The sequence below is a fragment of the Mesonia ostreae genome, assembly GCF_031845265.1.
Lineage (GTDB): Bacteria > Bacteroidota > Bacteroidia > Flavobacteriales > Flavobacteriaceae > Mesonia > Mesonia ostreae.
This window is the reverse complement of sequence record NZ_JAVRBG010000001.1, coordinates 187,017-204,569: the sequence shown is the minus strand read 5'-3', so window position 1 is coordinate 204,569 and position 17,553 is coordinate 187,017. Positions and strand designations below refer to the sequence as shown.

Genomic DNA, 17,553 nt, shown 5'->3' with positions numbered 1-17,553 from the left:
TAATTAATGAGTGTTCTTCATAAATAGAAACTCAATTACCGAATTGATACTTTGGTGAAGTAAAGTTTAAAATTAGCTGTGCTGTCTTTATGCGTTTTGGCAAATTTAATTCCTTTTTGAGTTTCATAGTCTTCCCAAGTGGTAGTCATACGAGGCTCTTTGCTAGCCCCAGGATAATATGCCCATTCTTTTATCGTATAATTAGAATCGATATAAACTTTATAACGATCTCCAGGTGTGTAACCGTCTTCCGCATTATAATCTATCGTTAATTCCGTTACTTTTTCATTCTTTAGCGGAGAGATAACATTCTCTTTAATCGAATGGGTAAACCCTTGGTCCCATACCAGTTGAAATGGAAATAGCAACCAGTATTTATCATTTATAAAAGCTTGATCTGCTTTAGCCAATGTAGAATCTTTTTCTACGTGGTTGGTGTGGTACTCTAACGTATCATTAGAAGCTAACATTTTTATTTTATTTTCTTTTGGTTTCCATTCCCACGATCTTTCAAAATGAGTAGTATCTCTATCTATATTAAATGTGAAAGAAACATGGTCCACATTTTTCCATTCTTGAAAACCGTTGGCATTGGCTATTTTTTGCAATAATGAAATTTCTTTCGAATCTTTATCTTGAACTTGTTCCGCTTTTTTTTCTGCGGATTCTTCGCAACTTCCTAAAATGAAGACCAAAATGGCGAATAATGGGAAAAGTAGTATTTTTTTCATGAATTTTTCTTTAATGGAAAGGTAAAAAAAAGCCTCTAAAATTAGAGGCTTTATAATTTAATCTACTGCATCACCAACATCATCTGCAACATCTTCAATGTCATCAGCAACTTTTTCTCCTTCACTTCTACAACTTGTAAATGTAGTTGCAACAGTTCCCATAATAAATAGGCCTAAAAATAATTTCTTGATATTCATAATTTAAAATTTTAATTAATGTTATAAAGTTACTATTTAAATGCTACCATTTAAACATTTCTTCCTGTAATAAGCTTATAAATAATCATAATAACAGCCAAAACAAGTAGTATATGTATAATGCTTCCTAAATCTGGAAAAGCAAAGTAACCTACAAGCCATCCTATCACTAAAATTACCACAATTAGCCAAACTAAATCTCTCATAATATTCTATTTTATTAGTTAGTATGGAATAAATGTATGCCAATAAACAATTATTCGAATCTAATTTAACGACTTATTAACTGTTTTTTAATATTGATTTTAGTTTTATCATAAAATTTTATCCAAATTAAGGCTTAGAATAAAAAGAGAAAATTAAGTCTATTATTCGTTTTCAATTTTATTAATTCTCATTTCGTAGGCTTCCAACGCCTCCCGAACTGCATCTACATTATCTGAAGATTTTTGATGTGCATCTTCCATCACTTTTTCTAGTTTTTCATCGGGATGCTGAAACAGATCTGTAATCACATGATTAATTTTATCAATTATACTTTCTTGACTATTTTTAATGTCTTCTAGTTTATCTAAAACCGAACGCATGTGGTCTAACTTTTCTTGATCCATCTTTTATGTTTTTAAAGGTTAAGATTAAACTTAAGCTTTTTGTGAATGCTTAAATACCTTATTAACCATTCTTTAGGAATTTTAAGTGTCTTATGTTAAAAAAGATTTTGTAAAAAATCAATTCTAAAAAGTCTTAGATTTAATCAATTGTAATGATCTCACATTTAAGGTTTAATCTATTGTCTTTAAAAATTATCTGGGTTCTCAATAATTTTTGCCGCCCTTTGCTTATGCTTGTTCAAAGTTGTTTTATCCATTTTGTGGAGTACACTATACATCATTCGCATACGAGCGTTGTCTTTTAATATATCATATTTATCATCGAGAAAATTCCAATATAAAGAATTAAAAGGACAGGCTTTTTCCCCTTCCTTTTGATGCACGCTATAATCGCAATCTTTACAGTAATTGCTCATTTTATTAATGTAGCTACCGCTAGAAATATAGGGTTTGGTAGCTACCAAACCGCCATCTGCAAACTGACTCATTCCTCTAGTATTGGGCATTTCTACCCACTCAATCGCATCTATATAAATTCCTAAATACCAGGCGTCTACTTCATTTGGCTGCGTTTGGGTAAGTAATGCAAAATTTCCTGTAATCATTAAACGTTGTATGTGATGCGCGTATGCTTCATCTAAACTCTGACTTATAGCGTGGTGCAAACAATTCATTCTGGTCTTTCCTGTCCAGTAAAAATTAGGTAATTTTTGCTGATTATCCAAATTATTAGAATGTTGGTAATTAGGCATTTCTTTCCAATAAATACCGCGCATATATTCTCTCCAGCCCAGAATTTGCCTTACAAAGCCTTCAATTTGTGAAATTTCTATCACGTCTTTTTGATCATAATAAGCCTCTACAGCTTTGTCAATCACTTCTTTTGGCGAAAGCATTTTGGTGTTGAGAGCAAAAGATAAGCGCGAATGAAACAAAAACTTTTCTTGGGTGTGCATCGCATCTTGAAAATCTCCAAAATGAACCAATAATTCATCACAAAAATAATTTAATACTTTAAGCGAATCCTCTCTTGATGTAGGCCAATTAAAATGCTTTGGGTCAATATTTCCCATGGTTTTAATTCCTGCATCCTCTATTTCATTTACTATAGACGTCACCTCTTTGCGAAAGCCTTTCTCTTTAGGAATTTCAATTTCTCCTTTCCATTTATTGCGATTGCTTTTGTCAAAATTCCATTTTCCTCCTTCTGGTGTTTTGGAATCTTGCATTAGAATATCATATTTCTTTCGCATATCGCGGTAAAAATATTCCATTACCATTTGCTTTTTGCCTTCGTAGAAATGAGCAAGATCTGTTCTAGAAGTTAAAAAATGCTCTGTAGAAAAAGCCTGACTTTTAATAGTTAAACTGTCGCATATTTCTTTTAATTGTACATCTAATCGATACTCATCAGGTAATTGATATTCAAATTTTTTAATTTGATGTTTTTTTACCAATTCAGAAATAATTTTAGGAAGCTTCTGTAAGTTGTCTTTATCTTGAATTGAGAAATACTTAAAGTTGTGATCTAAATTTTTAAAATGATCTTTAAAATTTCGCATCGCAACAAAAAAGCCTACCACTTTTTGAATATGATGAGTTACATAGTTAGTTTCTTGTAGCATTTCTGCCATCACATAGAGAACATCATCGTCTTTTTGAGAGAACCAAGAATGCTTGTAGTTTAACTGATCGCCTAAGATTAATCGTAATTTTTTCATTTTTAAAACAGTTTTTCCTGCAACCAAGTTTGTTGGTATTTTCCACGAGGATCATAACGTTCTGCTTGGGATTTTATATGGAATTTGCGATCTCTGGGATCATTTCCCACTCCGCTATTGTACATCCAATTTCCCCAATTGCTATGTACGTCATAATCTACAAGCATACTTTCAAAATAAGCCGCGCCTATGCGCCAATCTTGATATAACTCCTTTGCCCAATAGCTATTCACGTTCTGCCGACCGCGATTACTCATAAACCCGGTTTTTCTAATTTCCAGCATATTGGCATTTATAAAAGAGTTTTGGGTGGTACCATTTTTCCATCGTTCAAAAGCTTCTTTATCTTGATTCCATTCTAAATTTTTAGAGGAAATTCCTTGCAATTTAAAAATGCTAGCGCCGTGTTTAAGAGATATGTATTTAAAATAATCACGCCATAAGAGTTCAAAAATAAGCCAATAGGTGCTTTGATTTTTGGTACGTTCTTTTTCATACTTCTTCACTTCCCAGTAGATCGCTTTCGCGGAAATAGATCCGTTGGCCAACCATGCAGAAAGCTTTGAGCTATAATCTTTTCCTAAAAGTCCGTTGCGCGTTTTTTTATAGACTGCAATACGATCGGTTTCCCACACGTAGTTGAAGAGTCGATTAAGTGCTTCTTCTTCTCCGCCTTTAAACGGGAAAGCAGATCTGGAATCTTTTTCAAAACTAAGTAAACCTAATTCTTCTAAAGTAGGAATTGCTGTAGTTTGCTGAATTAAGTTACCGTAAGGGAAAGCTTTTATTTGCGGAGTGCATGAAGAGACCTGCCAATCTTTTTCTAATTTTTTTCTAAAGCGCGTAAATACTTCCGGAATTTTTTCAAAATCAGAATATGGCAAAGCGGGAGGTTCTATCAAAAACTGATCGTAAGAGGAATTAAAAGCAACATTATTTGAAACCGAATCTTTAACTTTTTTTACTTCCAGTACCTCTTCAGATGTCCATTCTTCTTGATAAAAAATATCTTCTATAGAGAACTCCTGTATTAATTTATCTATTACTTCGTGAGGTTGTTCCTTAAAGACAAGTAGGCTTATGTGAAGTTTCTTTAAATTTTCTCTCAGATTTTCTACCGTTTCTATTAAGAATTGGGCTCTAAATTTCTCTGTTTTTTTAAAGCCATAGTTAGTCAATTCATAATGATTTGGATTAAAAAAATACACTGCAATTAGTTTGTCACACTCTTGCTGTGCTTTATAGAGAGACAATTGGTCCCTAGTTCTTAAATCGTTTCTAAACCAAATTAATCCTGTTTTCATAGTTATTTGTTTCTTCTACATTTTTCACTGCAATATTTTACGTCGTCCCAATTTTTTTCCCACTTTTTTCTCCAAGTAAACGGGAGTTGGCAAACGGGACATATTTTTGTAGGTAGTTTAGATTTCTTCATCGTCCTGTTTAGAAGTGGTTTCGCTATTAGGTTTTGCATAATGAAAACGGTCTAAGATACTAAGCTTAGCATAAGCATCTAGACCATTAACCCCAACAGTTTTAGCCATTGCAAGGTTGATCCATCCTTCTTTACTTTGAATTGCTTCTGGATAAAAAACCTGCTCTATTTTGCCAATGATCATATAGCATCCATTTTCTTCAATAAAATAACTGTTTTGAAAAGAGCAACCTATTCGAATTTGTGCTTGCTTCACATAAGGAGCAAAAAAATCTTTTTGATAAAGCTCTGTAAGGCTCGTTTTATCAAACTCAGAAGTTTCTCCGTCATATTTTGCTGAAGTATGGTGCGCATCTTTAATAAGATTTTCAGAAATATGATTTACAGTAAAATAACCAGTCTTTTCAATATTGTCATACGTATTTCTTTTCACGGCGGCAGGTTTTAAGATAAAACCTAATAGTGGGGGATGACTTCCCAAGTGAATGACCGAACTAAAAATGGCAACATTACTAATATTATTTTCTGATTTTGTTGCAATGAGATTGGCCGATTTAATTCCGCTAAGGCTATTGATAAAATGCGCTCTAAATCTGCTTTCCAGTTGATCTATATCTTTGTGGTCTAAAAATTTCATAAAATGGACTCCTTATTTAAGAAGCCTAAATTACAATTTTGTTTAACAAAAATATAATAAAATTAAACAAAATAAATAGTTTCATATTCTAAACTTGAAAAATTCAATACGAAACATAAAATTATACCTAAGATGGTGAAAGAAATTAAACTTAAATAATTTTTAAAAATCAACTGGATTATGATTATAATATTACCATAAAAAAAACATCTAGAAAACAATAAGGTGATGGACAACTTGTCGCTTTCTAAATAGCTTATAGAACCGATTGTTTATCCGCTTTCATTCCTCAAATTAGTTTTTGTCATTTTGAGCGTCAGCCCGAAAGAATTCATTCTGGCGGGGAGTCGAAAGGTTAAACAAAAGCGTCTCGACTCCGCTCGACACGACATTAAAACTATTATTTGATTATACTGGAAACTAAACGGATATACAGTTATAATTTTATCAAATAAAAAAGCCATCTAGAAAACAATAAGTTGATGTAAAACTTGTCGCTTTCTAGATAGCTTATAAAACCTATTAAATAAAGTACTATTCCTTATTTTGTTGTCCTTTAATCGTTTTTTTATCGATGTCTACCTTATTTGTTTTTTCATTTCTATTTCCTAATTCTCCTAAAGGATTATCTACGTCTTTGCTCTTTCTTTCTTTATGTTTATCTTCAATACGTCCCATAATTTAATGTTTTGATTCAAGCTAAAGATAACTAATAGAAAAAATTATTTCTATTAAAACACTGGTAATTTCTTGTTAAGCATATGTGAAGTAGGGAGTTTAGTTTGTAATTAATTTTTTAATAGAATTAAATTTGCGTGTAAAAGTATCTATTTGCTCAATTGAATTTGCTTTTAAGAAATTTACAAAGGCAGAACCTATAATCCCTCCATTAGAAAATTGAGTTGCCTGCAAAAAACTATTTTTATTGCTTATTCCAAATCCAATTATTTTTGGAGTTTTTAAGTTGAGGTTATAAATACGTTCAAAATACTGAAGCTGTTCTTCTCCAAAATTATTTTTTCCTCCAGTTACACTTGCCGAACTTACCATATAAATAAAACCTTTAGAAATAGCATCAATTTTTCTAATACGTTCTTCGGAAGTTTGCGGAGTGATGAGGAAAATATGTAAAAGACCATAATTCTCAAAAATAGATTGATACGCTTCTTCATAAACTTCTAGAGGTAGGTCTGGAATTATAAGTCCGTCAATACCAATTTCTTGGCATTTTTTACAAAATTTTTCTACCCCATATTGAAAAATAGGATTAAAATAACCCATAATTAATAAGGGAATTTTTACGCTTTCGCGGATATCTTTAAGTTGCTCAAAAAGAATTTTGGAAGTCATTCCGTTTTTGAGCGCTTGCGTAGAACTGGATTGTATGCTTGGTCCATCTGCTAGCGGATCGCTAAACGGTAACCCAATCTCTATCATATCTACTCCATTCTCTTCTAAAGATTTAATAATAGGTACTGTATCTTCTAACTTAGGGAAACCTGCTGTAAAATATATAGAGAGAATTTTTTTGTTTTGTTGTAATCGTGTTTGTATTCTATTCATTACTGTTTTTTTTTGCGTTAGGGGTAGAAGCGGCATCCTTTTGCGTTGAAAAAAGCAAAAGATATAGCGGATGACCCGCTCGAACGCCCTTAAAAATTAAAATAATCGATATAGGTTTGTAAATCTTTATCACCACGCCCAGATAGATTGATAACTACAATCTCATCTTTTTCAAATTTTCTTTGTTCTAAAACCGCTAGGGCGTGGGAAGTTTCTATCGCGGGAATGATGCCTTCTAGTTGTGACAATTGAAGTCCGGCTTTCATCGCATCATCATCTGTAATGGCCATAAAATCTGCTCTTTTGGTTTGATATAAATGTGCGTGTAAGGGACCTACGCCAGGATAATCCAATCCCGCCGAAATAGAATAAGGCTCGGTGATTTGACCGTCTTTATTTTGCATTAACAAAGTTTTACTGCCGTGAATGATTCCTACGTTTCCTAAGATAGAAGTAGCTGCACTTTCGCCAGAATTTATGCCTTTTCCCGCAGCTTCTACAGCGATAAGCTTTACTTTTTCATCTTCGAGAAAATCAAAAAATGCACCTGCAGCATTGCTGCCGCCACCAACGCAGGCAATCACATAATCGGGATTTGCTTTAGCTTCGGCTTTTAAAAGTTGCGTTTTAATTTCTTTGGAAATCACGCTTTGCAATCGCGCCACCAAATCTGGATAGGGATGCGGTCCCACTACAGAACCTATAATATAATGGGTGTCGCTAGGATTTTGAATCCAGTCTCTAATGGCTTCGTTGGTAGCGTCTTTTAAAGTTTTACTGCCCGATGTAGCAGCAACAATCGTGGCACCTAACATTTTCATGCGAGCAACATTTGGCGCTTGCCTTTCCATATCTATAGCGCCCATATAAATGACGCAAGGCAAACCTATAAGCGCGCAAACGGTCGCTGTAGCTACACCATGTTGGCCGGCACCTGTTTCGGCAATAATTCTTTTTTTTCCTAGGCGTTTGGCTAGCAAAATCTGTCCTACAGTATTGTTTATTTTATGTGCGCCGGTGTGGCAAAGGTCTTCTCTTTTGAGGTAGATTTTAGTGTTATATTTTTTGCTTAAGCGTTTTGCGTAGTAGAGCGGAGTAGGCCTGCCAACGTAATGTTGTAGCAGATCTTGAAATTCTTTTTGAAATTTTTTATCCTGAAGAATTTCTAGATAGTGATCTTTTAATTCGGCTAAATTAGGTTGAAGCATTTCGGGTACAAATGCACCTCCAAACTCACCATAATAGCCTTTTTTATTGATATGATATGAATTTTTCATAAGAGAGATTCTTTCATTTTATTTAATTTTTGGATGTCTTTTATTCCAGGGGCTATTTCAAACTTGCTGTTAAGGTCTATTCCTGCTAATGGTAGAGAGGAATCGTATATTTTTTTGATTTCTTCGCTGTGTTCTAAACCAATTCCTCCACTTAAAAAGAATGGATGATTGAGGGTGTAATTTTGTAACCTACTCCAGTTGAAAGCATGGCCATTTCCTCCATATTTTTTTCCTTTGGTATCAAATAAAAAATAGTCGGTAACTTTTTGATACGAATGGATTTTCTCAAAATTAAAGTCGTCGTCTACAGAAAAAGCTTTGATGACTTCTAAGTTTTGATCTCCCAATTTTTCACATAATTCTACAGATTCTTCTCCATGCAATTGAATTGCTTGCAAACCAAATAGCTCAACTTTTTTCATAATTTGATCATATTCTTCATTTACAAAAACCCCAGTTTTTCTAATTTGATGTGGACCATTTGTAGGAATTTGTGTGATGTAACGGGGAGAGTTTTTATAGAAAATAAAGCCTATATAATCTGGAGAAAGCGCGGCAACTTCTTTCATATTTTCTGACTCTCTCATTCCGCAAATTTTAATTTTCATAGCTTCTTTTTTAAACAATAAGTTGGGAAATTTCTTTTATAAATTCGTGTGCAGCATTTCCTGGAGCATGGGTTTTCATAAAATGTTCTCCAATTAAGAAACCATCATATCCTGCATCGTGTAAGGTTTTTATTGCTTCCGCAGAATTGATTCCGCTTTCAGAAATTTTTACGACTTCTTCTGGGATATTTTTAATTAAGCTTAAGCTGTTCTCTATGTTTACTTCAAAACTTGTTAAGTCTCTATTATTAACTCCAATTAATTGTACGGGAGCATCAATATTCTGCTCTAGTTCTTTAAGGTTATGAATTTCTAATAATACCTCTAAACCTAAGTTTTGAGCTAATTTGTTTAAAGAGTTTACTTGTTGTTTAGTTAATGCCGCAGCGATAAGCAAAATCGCATCTGCACCAAAAGCTTTGGCTTCTATCACTTGATATTCTTCTATAATAAAATCTTTTCTTAAGAGTGGGAGTTTTACGGTAGCTCTCGCTAAAAGTAAATCTTCTATGGAACCACCAAAGAAACTGTTGTCTGTTAAGATGGAAGCTCCGCTAACACGGGCATTTTCATAAGCCTCCAATACTTCTTGAACCAGTAAAGAAGTATTTATGCTAGACTTAGATGGAGATCGTCTTTTATGTTCTGCAATAATTCCAAAACTTAAAGGAGAAGTTTTTATTTGTTTACTCAATGAAAAAGTATGGCGTTTAAAAAGTTCGCTATGTTCTAGTTGTTTACGAGAAACGAGACTTTCTTTAAGCATAACCTCTTTCTTTTTTTGTTGTATTATTTTATCTAATATGTTTTCCATTAGGCACTAATTTTTTGAATTCTCTGTAATACGTTTAAGGCTTTATTAGAAAGTAGAGAATCTTTTGCAGCAGCTAAGGCTTCTGGTAAATTTATATTTTTGGCAGTTGCTATCGCTAAAGCGGAATTAGCAATCACTACGGCATTTTGTGACTCGGTTCCTTTTCCCCTAAGGATAGTATAAAAAAGTTTTGTTGCCTTCTCTACAGAATTACCGCCATAAATTTCTTGTGGATTAATTTTGGAATAGCCAAAATCTTGAGGTGTTAAAACATTTTCTTTACTAGGGGTGAAAATTTTTGTATCGCCAGTAAGAGAAACTTCATCATAAGCATCTAAAGCGTGAACTATAGTATAAGATTTAGAGGTCTTTTGGTATAAGTAGTGATACATCCTCGCCAATTCTAGACTAAAAACACCTACAACTTGCTTTTTGGGAAAAGCGGGATTTACCATGGGCCCCAGTATATTAAAAAAGGTTTTAACGGCTAAATCTTTTCGCACAGACGCCACCGCTTTCATAGCGGGATGAAATAGTGGTGCATGCAAAACGCAAAGATTGGTTTCATCTATACATTGTTGTAAAAACTTCTCATCATTAGAGAATTTAACCCCCAATGATTCTAGAACATTGCTACTTCCACTAATTGAGGATACACTATAATTGCCATGTTTTGCAACGGCAACTCCTGCTCCTGCGGTAATAAAAGAAGCCAGCGTAGAAATATTGAAGGTATTTTTATGGTCTCCACCTGTTCCGCATAAATCAATAGGTTCATAAGCCGATAGATCAATAGGAATACAAAGTTCTAATAAAGCCTCTCTAAAACCTTCTAATTCTTCAATTCGAATACTTCGCATCATGTACGTGGTTAGAAAAGAAGCAATTTGTGTGGGATTGTAACTTCCTTTAGAAATTTGAAGTATACTTTCTTTAGCCTCCTCTTTGGTTAAGATTTGGTGGTGCGTTAATTTGTTTAAAACCTCTTTCATTGCATGATTTTTAAGCGTGATTTACCCAATTCTCTAGTATTCTTTTTCCTAACGGAGTCAACACCGACTCTGGATGAAATTGTACCGAAAAGACAGGAAAATCTCTGTGTTTTAGAGACATAATTTGTCCGTTTTCATCATAAGACGTGGGAATTAAAACATCAGGAAGTTCTTGAACTATCCAAGAGTGATACCGGCCTACTTCAAGTTTTTTGGGAAGATCTTTAAACAAGACAGATTCCTCCTCTATAATGTCGATAGAAGTTGCAACCCCGTGGTATACTTTATCTAGATTGTTAATTTTCCCTCCAAAAACTTCTGCAATTGCTTGTTGTCCTAAACAAACGCCCAACATGGGTTTTGTACCGGCGTAAGTTTGGATAATCTCTTTTAATAAACCTGCTTCATTAGGGATGCCTGGTCCAGGAGAAAGTAAAATCTTATCGTAATCTTCTACCTCTTCTAGGTAAAGTTGGTCATTCCGCTTGACGGTGACTTGGCAATTAAGATCTTCTAAATAATGTACCAGATTATACACAAAACTGTCGTAATTATCTATGACTAAAATTTTTTTCATATTAAAGTTGTGTTGCGATATGTAAAGCCTTTGTAAGAGCGGCTAATTTATGATAGACTTCTTGTAATTCATTTTCTGGAGTAGAATCGGTTACAATTCCTGCTCCTGCTTGCCAATGCAGTTGATGATCTTTACTTAGAAAAGTTCGTATCATAATGGCGTGGTTAAAATCTCCTTTAAAATCCATTACTCCAATTGCACCAGCGTAAAAAGTACGGTTAACAGTTTCATATTTCTCGATAAGTTGAAGTGCTTTGTGTTTTGGTGCTCCGCTAAGTGTTCCTGCAGGAAAGGTATCTGCTACTAATTGTAAGCTAGGAATGTCTTTTTTCTTTTTTCCTGTTACTTTACTCACTAAATGAATAACGTGAGAAAAGAATTGAATTTCTCTGTAGGTTTCCACCTTAACTTCAGAAGAATTTCTACTTAGGTCATTTCTAGCTAAATCTACGAGCATCACATGTTCACTATTTTCTTTAGGATCTTTCGCCAGTTGTTGTGCAGCAGTGGCATCTTTCTCATCATCCCCCGTGCGTTTTATAGTTCCTGCAATGGGATGAATTTCAGCAAGGTCTCCTTGTATCACAATTTGAGCTTCAGGAGAGCTACCAAAAATTTTAAAATTACCATAATCAAAATAAAATAAGTAGGGAGATGGGTTAACACTTCTTAAGGCACGATATACATTAAAATCATCTCCTTTGTATTTTTGTGAAAAGCGTTTGGAAAGTACAAGCTGAAATACATCTCCTCGCGCACAATGTTCTTTTGCTTTTAAGACATTATTACGGTAAGTTTCATCATCTATATTAGAGGTGATTTCTCCGTTAAGTTCAAAATTAAATTCGGCGAAATCTTGAATGCTTATTAAATTATAGATTTCCTCTAAATTGTCTTCTTGTTTATAGGTATGAGAAAATAAGTAAGCTTCATTATTAAAATGATTAATAGCAATGATATTTTGATATACGGCATAATACAAATCAGGAATATCTAACTTATTTTCTTTTTGTTCAATCGGTACGTCTTCAAAATACCTAACGGCGTCATAGCCCGTATAACCAAACAAACCATTATGAATAAAGGAATACGGCTGATCTTCAGTTTGAAATTCTTCCGCGAAAGCTTGAATTTCTTTCATCACGTTAACTTGGTCTGTAATCGATTTATTTTCTGATTTTCCATCTGGATACTGAATGTGAATCATTTCATTTTTAACCTCTATAGAAGCAATGGGATTACAACAGATATAGGAAAAACTATTAGTATTTGCGTGATAATCGCTACTTTCTAATAAAATACTATGAGGATATTTATCTCTCAATTTTAGATAAATACTCACAGGAGTGATGGTATCTGCGATTATTTTTTTGGATGAAGTCGTTAATGTGTACATAGCAATAATTTAATTTTAGGCATGAAAAAAGGCTTGTCGTAAATGACAAGCCTTTTTTATATAATAGATTATACAAACTAGTAGCTAGCTCACGACATTTGACGTAAGTTATTCCACCACCAAGTATATACAGTTGTTATAAACATGACTGCAAATATATATACGTTTTTCTTTTTCTACAAGATTTTAAAATAAAATTTTAGATTTATTTCGAGTCAGGATCGTTTTAATAGAAATTACTTGTTTGATTATGAGTAGATTGATGTAGGTCAAGTTGATGTTTTCTTAGAATTAATTTAACTCTATGGTGATGCTTCTACTGTTACAAATTAAGACTTTTTACATAGAATATTTTGCGTGCTCTAAAATTTAGGAGAAGGGTACAACTTTTTTACAACTTCCTACAGCCCGCATACTTCAATTGAGTTTAAAATAGTAAATTTGCGCTTTACTAAAATAATAGCATAGATGAAAGATTTAACACAAGAAGAGTGGCAAGAAGCAATCAAAAATGAAGCTAATGTAGAAATTTTGGATGTAAGAACTCAAGAAGAGTGGGATGAAGGCTATATTCCTGGTGCAACTTTAATTGATATTCAGCAACCTCAAGAATTTATGGACGCAATTCATAAGCTCGATAAATCTAAAGAGTATTATGTATATTGTCGCGCTGGCGGAAGAAGTACGCAGGCTTGTCAAATACTAGATCAAATGGGCTTTGAGAAAACGCATAATTTACAAGGTGGTTTTTCTGATTGGAAGGGAAAAACAGAACAAGATTGAGACAGATGTTTAGAAAGCTTCTTTTATTAGGATTTATCGCAGTCATATTTATAAGCTGTGAGCCCAAGAAGATGAAATCTATCACTCCTATAGAATTGCAGGAGACCATGAAAGAAGAAAGCCTTCTTGTGATAGATCTTCGGGATAGACAAAGCTATGAAAAAGACCATATAATTGGTGCGCAAAATGTAGAATTTACGGATGCTTTTCAAGATACTATGAAAGATTTTGATAAAGACAAAACTATAGTAGTATATGCCGAAAAGGAAGATGAGGCGATGAAAGCGGCTTCCGTTTTGTTTAAAGCGGATTTTAAACTGGTTTACTTTGTAATGGACAGCTATTCAAGCTGGGAAAGTAATCTGAATAGTACGAATACCTATGAAAAATAACAATTGGATGTTTCTTTTTATACTCAGCACTTTTCTAACTTTTAATTCTTGTACAGAGTCGAAAGGTAACCAAGTGAATATGGTTTCTTCGGAAGAAATGAAAAAAATTATAAGCTTAGATGAAACGCAGTTGATTGATGTAAGAGACTTTAACGAATACGAATCTGGACACATTACCGATGCTCAAAACATTATATATGATGAAGATTTTGAGGCTAATATTTCTGGTTTAGATAAAACCAAACCTGTTGCGGTGTACTGTAGAACAGGTGGAAGAAGCGAAAAATGTGCGAGCATTCTTAAGAAAGCTGGTTTCGAGAAAATATATGAATTGGAAGGTGGGTATGAAGCCTGGACCTATAAAGATAATTTGGAGTAAACAGAATTACATTAAAAAAGAAAAGCGGAATTGATTTTTACTCAGTTCCGCTTCTTAGTTTTATAGATATCGTTCTTTTAAAATTTGTACGTGATGCAATTCGTGACCAGAAATAATCAATCCCAATGCCGCTACAGATACTTCGAGACCGTTGGCGTTTCCTTTACGTTGCAGCATATCTTTAGTAAAGGATTTAAATAGAAGTATAGAGCTCTGTCTTTGCATATTATACTCTTCTAATAAACTTTCTAGGCTACGCGTGTTGGCTCCAGATTCTTTTACAAAATCTTCGTGATCATAGCCAGATAATAGAGTTTTGTCCTTTCTTGCAAACCTTAAAGCTCTCGTGCAAAATATTCTTTCGCTATCGATAAGGTGCAGCAGCATTTCTTTTGGAGTCCATTTATCTTCTGCATACCTATATATTAATGTTTCAAAAGACATCTCCTTGTATAGGTTTGTCACTAACTTCCTACTTTATTCCAAACTCTCCAATACGGAAAGATCTGGAACTTTTTGCAGGTAATTTTTTAGATAATGTTCAAAATCTGATGTGGGTAAATGGGCTACTTTCATGTGTTTTGTTAGAGAGAGGGCATTAATATCAGCTAAAATACAACTTGTATCTTGGATTGCTATAATGAATATATAAAACATGAAATTTAGTTCATAACAAAAGAACTGTGTGAATCTTAGAATAGAAAACTATCATCCGTTTTCGCACCTCATATATGAATAAATTTAGGTCACATCTGAATTGTTGTTAAGCTCATTTTAAATAAATTATTCCGTGGTAATACGTTTTATAGAAAGGATTAAAATTTAGTTAGGTTCATAAATAGTACAAGAATGTCTCTTTTCTTTACGGAACAAATTCCGCGAAAGCGAGAAAATAATTCAACTTAAAAGCAAAAAACCCATACAACAATTGCTCTATGGGTTTGGTGTTTTGTAAATTATACTTTATTACAAATTGGACTCAAAAAAATCAAAAATCTTCTTTTTAACCGTTCTTACTTTTGCCACATGATCAATAAGTTTTTGCTTAAAGGTAAAGTGTTCGTTAAGAAAGAAAGTTTCGCATTGTACGTCTTCGCACTCTACAATATCTTCTGATTTGTTTTCGAAATCTAGCAATTGCAATTGAAACTGACTGTTTTTCTCTGTAAGTTGCTTAACTGATTTTAAAATATAAGATTCTTCTTCTGCATTTGCATTTGCTTTTCTAACAAGCTCAGAGTCTAATAATTTAGAGTAAAAAATAAGTTCTTGTTGTATAAACTCAATTTCTTTATTCCATTCATTCACATCTTTTTCAAGATTGATTCTTTGAATATCATCGTCGTCGTGGTGTTCTTGTATAGGATTTTCCATGGTATTTATGTGGTCTGTTTTACATCAATAATTTTAATTACACTTTCTCCAGAGGGAAAATGCCAAGTAATCTCATCATCTTTAGCATAACCAAATAAGGCGAGACCCATGGGAGCTAAAAAAGAAATTTTATTATTTTTTAAATCGCCATGTTCTGGGGTTACCAATTGGTATGTTTTTTCTAAAGACGGAGTCTTGATCGTTACTAAAGAGTTAAAGCGAATCACATCTTCTGGCATGTCTTTTTCTTTAACCACTTTTGCTTTGGTTAATTCTTCTTTCAACTTAGATATAGAAGTTCTATACGTATCATCTTGTTGATAACGACCTAAGGAAATGATTCTTTTAATCAAACCAAATTCCTTTTTTTCTATCATTAAATTTTCATATTTCATATTCAAAATTGCATTAAAAAAGTACTTGTGCTGCGCTATAATTTTAGCTCAATAAAGTTTATGAATGTACTATAAACCTCTAAAGTTACGCATCACAAGTATTTTTAACTAAAATTACTTTTATGGGAAGATTCCTCTTTGCGTATAAGCCAGCTCAATACGAGAAATAGCAATAATGTACGCTGCAGTTCTCCAGTCTACTTTATTTTCTTTTACAGCTTTCTCTACTTTTTTAAAGTTTTCTGTAAGTTTCTTTTCTATTTTTTGCATCACTTCATCTAGCTGCCAAATCTCACCGTGTCTATTTTGAAGCCATTCAAAATAACTACCAATCACCCCGCCAGAGTTACATAGAATATCTGGAATAATGATGATGTTACGTTCTAATAATATTTTCTCACCTTCTCCAGTAACTGGTCCGTTGGCACCTTCAGCAACTACTTTGGCTTGAATAAGAGGTGCATTGTCTCTATTGATTTGATTTCCTAAAGCTGCAGGAATAAGAACGTCACATTCTAAACCAAAGAAATCTTCTGGTTTAATTTCTTCTGTCCCTTCAAAACCTTCAATAGATCCCTTTCTTGGCTTGGTATGTTCTGCCAGCGCTATAGGATCAATTCCTTCTTTATGGTACAGCGTAGCATGCGCATCTTGCACTGCAATTAATTTGGCACCTTCTTCTACCATAAAGCGAGAAGCCCATTGTCCTACATTCCCAAAACCTTGTACAATAAACGTTTTATCTTTTAAGTCTTTTCCTTGAGAAGCTAAATATAATTTAATGGTAAGAAAAACTCCAAATCCAGTGGCACGATCTCTACCTTCTAATCCGCCAGATCCTACGGGTTTCCCAGTAACAATATGACTATTTTGAGAACGAGCAGATGGTGCTTTGGTAGACATATAAGTGTCTAATATCCAAGCCATCGTTTGTGCATTGGTATTAACATCTGGAGCAGGAATATCTTGATCTGGTCCAATATTATCTCCTAAGGCATATGTAAATCTTCTTGTAATTCTTTCTAATTCTCTTATAGAATAGTCTCTAGGATCTAATTTAATTCCTCCTTTGGCGCCACCAAATGGTAGACCCGCTAGAGAAGTTTTCCAAGTCATCCACATCGCTAAAGCTCTAGCATCATCCACATCAATGGTTGGGTGGTAACGCAAACCTCCTTTATAAGGTCCTAAAGCATTATTATGCTGAACGCGATACCCTGTAAAAATTTTGACCTCGTCATTATCCATTCTCACAGGGAAGTTGACGATAATCTCGTTATTGGTAATCCCTAATATTTTTTTTATATTCTTATTTAGCCCCATGGAGTCTGCAACTTGATTGTATTGTTGCATCACATTTTCATACATAGTGGCTGGCTTCTTCTCTTTGATTTCGCTCATAATTATTTATAATTTTAGCAGTAAAAGTTTGAGTTATATTATTTTCTTATCCGTTAATGTAGTGCCGTACATCACAATTCCGAATTAATTTTAAACGTAAGCTTGATATTTAATCAACTAATCTATGCGTTAACTTTTCATATTATAATTAAGTTTTGCTCAATAGGTGTACCATTATTTCTAAATTCATTTTTAATTTATACAAAAAACTGAATATCAATGATTTAGGTGGGTTTTTGTAAATTAAAATTTTAGAACAACCGAGTTAT

23 protein-coding genes are annotated in these 17,553 nt (G+C 33.5%); 3 read left to right on the top strand and 20 right to left on the bottom strand.

Going from position 1 to position 17,553, the window contains the following annotated elements:
- Positions 1-35: 35 nt before the first annotated feature.
- From RLT85_RS01000 to RLT85_RS00925, 16 genes are all read right to left on the bottom strand, one after another.
- Positions 36-731 (bottom strand): hypothetical protein, encoded by a 696-nt coding sequence (locus RLT85_RS01000; RefSeq protein ID WP_311400176.1) that lies wholly within the window; start codon positions 729-731, stop codon positions 36-38.
- A gap of 57 nt (positions 732-788) precedes the next feature.
- The gene (locus tag RLT85_RS00995) at positions 789-929 is read right to left on the bottom strand and encodes a hypothetical protein (protein WP_311400175.1); all 141 of its coding nucleotides are present in this window, start codon (positions 927-929) and stop codon (positions 789-791) included.
- Between the two features lie 50 nt (positions 930-979).
- Positions 980-1,135: a lmo0937 family membrane protein gene (locus tag RLT85_RS00990; protein ID WP_311400174.1), complete on the bottom strand. Its 156-nt coding sequence runs from the start codon at positions 1,133-1,135 to the stop codon at positions 980-982.
- A gap of 162 nt (positions 1,136-1,297) precedes the next feature.
- On the bottom strand, positions 1,298-1,540 hold the full coding sequence (locus RLT85_RS00985) for a hypothetical protein (protein WP_311400173.1): 243 nt from the start codon (positions 1,538-1,540) through the stop codon (positions 1,298-1,300).
- Between the two features lie 185 nt (positions 1,541-1,725).
- Positions 1,726-3,261, bottom strand: coding sequence for a cryptochrome/photolyase family protein (locus tag RLT85_RS00980; protein ID WP_311400172.1), 1,536 nt, complete (start codon positions 3,259-3,261; stop codon positions 1,726-1,728).
- Positions 3,262-3,263: 2 nt separating this feature from the next.
- Positions 3,264-4,565: a DASH family cryptochrome gene (locus RLT85_RS00975; protein WP_311400171.1), complete on the bottom strand. Its 1,302-nt coding sequence runs from the start codon at positions 4,563-4,565 to the stop codon at positions 3,264-3,266.
- Between the two features lie 2 nt (positions 4,566-4,567).
- Positions 4,568-4,696: a DUF2256 domain-containing protein gene (locus tag RLT85_RS00970; RefSeq protein WP_311400170.1), complete on the bottom strand. Its 129-nt coding sequence runs from the start codon at positions 4,694-4,696 to the stop codon at positions 4,568-4,570.
- Positions 4,683-5,333 carry a flavin reductase family protein gene (locus tag RLT85_RS00965; protein WP_311400169.1) on the bottom strand — a complete coding sequence of 217 codons (651 nt, stop codon included), beginning with the start codon at positions 5,331-5,333 and terminating at the stop codon, positions 4,683-4,685. Before RLT85_RS00965 ends, RLT85_RS00970 begins: the two co-directional genes overlap by 14 nt.
- 534 nt (positions 5,334-5,867) lie before the next feature.
- The gene (locus tag RLT85_RS00960) at positions 5,868-6,011 is read right to left on the bottom strand and encodes a hypothetical protein (protein WP_311400168.1); all 144 of its coding nucleotides are present in this window, start codon (positions 6,009-6,011) and stop codon (positions 5,868-5,870) included.
- A 99-nt stretch (positions 6,012-6,110) separates the two neighbouring features.
- Positions 6,111-6,896 carry a tryptophan synthase subunit alpha gene (gene trpA / locus RLT85_RS00955; protein WP_311400167.1) on the bottom strand — a complete coding sequence of 262 codons (786 nt, stop codon included), beginning with the start codon at positions 6,894-6,896 and terminating at the stop codon, positions 6,111-6,113.
- An 89-nt stretch (positions 6,897-6,985) separates the two neighbouring features.
- The gene (gene trpB, locus RLT85_RS00950) at positions 6,986-8,173 is read right to left on the bottom strand and encodes a tryptophan synthase subunit beta (protein ID WP_311400166.1); all 1,188 of its coding nucleotides are present in this window, start codon (positions 8,171-8,173) and stop codon (positions 6,986-6,988) included.
- Positions 8,170-8,781: a phosphoribosylanthranilate isomerase gene (locus RLT85_RS00945; RefSeq protein ID WP_311400165.1), complete on the bottom strand. Its 612-nt coding sequence runs from the start codon at positions 8,779-8,781 to the stop codon at positions 8,170-8,172. Before RLT85_RS00945 ends, trpB begins: the two co-directional genes overlap by 4 nt.
- Positions 8,782-8,791: 10 nt before the next feature.
- Positions 8,792-9,595, bottom strand: a complete 804-nt coding sequence (gene trpC / locus RLT85_RS00940; RefSeq protein ID WP_311400164.1) for an indole-3-glycerol phosphate synthase TrpC — start codon at positions 9,593-9,595, stop codon at positions 8,792-8,794.
- Positions 9,595-10,587: an anthranilate phosphoribosyltransferase gene (gene trpD / locus RLT85_RS00935; RefSeq protein ID WP_311400163.1), complete on the bottom strand. Its 993-nt coding sequence runs from the start codon at positions 10,585-10,587 to the stop codon at positions 9,595-9,597. The genes trpC and trpD overlap by 1 nt, the downstream gene beginning before the upstream one ends.
- A gap of 10 nt (positions 10,588-10,597) precedes the next feature.
- A complete protein-coding gene (locus RLT85_RS00930) occupies positions 10,598-11,164 on the bottom strand; it encodes an anthranilate synthase component II (RefSeq protein WP_311400162.1) in 567 nt (188 codons plus the stop codon).
- A gap of 1 nt (position 11,165) precedes the next feature.
- Positions 11,166-12,560: an anthranilate synthase component I family protein gene (locus RLT85_RS00925; protein WP_311400161.1), complete on the bottom strand. Its 1,395-nt coding sequence runs from the start codon at positions 12,558-12,560 to the stop codon at positions 11,166-11,168.
- Positions 12,561-13,028: 468 nt separating this feature from the next.
- Between RLT85_RS00925 and RLT85_RS00920 the strand changes: the two genes are divergently transcribed.
- The 3 genes from RLT85_RS00920 to RLT85_RS00910 are packed head-to-tail and all read left to right on the top strand — an operon-like array spanning position 13,029 to position 14,114.
- On the top strand, positions 13,029-13,343 hold the full coding sequence (locus tag RLT85_RS00920) for a rhodanese-like domain-containing protein (protein ID WP_311400160.1): 315 nt from the start codon (positions 13,029-13,031) through the stop codon (positions 13,341-13,343).
- A 5-nt stretch (positions 13,344-13,348) separates the two neighbouring features.
- Positions 13,349-13,735, top strand: coding sequence for a rhodanese-like domain-containing protein (locus RLT85_RS00915; protein WP_311400159.1), 387 nt, complete (start codon positions 13,349-13,351; stop codon positions 13,733-13,735).
- The gene (locus RLT85_RS00910; protein WP_311400158.1) at positions 13,725-14,114 is read left to right on the top strand and encodes a rhodanese-like domain-containing protein; all 390 of its coding nucleotides are present in this window, start codon (positions 13,725-13,727) and stop codon (positions 14,112-14,114) included. The genes RLT85_RS00915 and RLT85_RS00910 overlap by 11 nt, the downstream gene beginning before the upstream one ends.
- A 60-nt stretch (positions 14,115-14,174) precedes the next feature.
- Here the strand turns inward: RLT85_RS00910 and RLT85_RS00905 are convergent, their stop codons facing one another.
- The 4 genes from RLT85_RS00905 to RLT85_RS00890 all read right to left on the bottom strand — a co-directional run bounded on the left by RLT85_RS00905 (position 14,175) and on the right by RLT85_RS00890 (position 17,284).
- Complete coding sequence (locus tag RLT85_RS00905; RefSeq protein ID WP_311400157.1) at positions 14,175-14,579, bottom strand: DinB family protein; 405 nt, start codon at positions 14,577-14,579, stop codon at positions 14,175-14,177.
- Positions 14,580-15,080: 501 nt separating this feature from the next.
- The gene (locus RLT85_RS00900) at positions 15,081-15,488 is read right to left on the bottom strand and encodes a hypothetical protein (protein WP_311400156.1); all 408 of its coding nucleotides are present in this window, start codon (positions 15,486-15,488) and stop codon (positions 15,081-15,083) included.
- Positions 15,489-15,493: 5 nt separating this feature from the next.
- A complete protein-coding gene (locus tag RLT85_RS00895; RefSeq protein WP_311400155.1) occupies positions 15,494-15,865 on the bottom strand; it encodes a GreA/GreB family elongation factor in 372 nt (123 codons plus the stop codon).
- A gap of 138 nt (positions 15,866-16,003) precedes the next feature.
- Entirely contained in the window at positions 16,004-17,284 is a 1,281-nt protein-coding gene (locus tag RLT85_RS00890) for a Glu/Leu/Phe/Val family dehydrogenase (protein ID WP_311400154.1), read from the bottom strand.
- Positions 17,285-17,553: the final 269 nt, after the last annotated feature.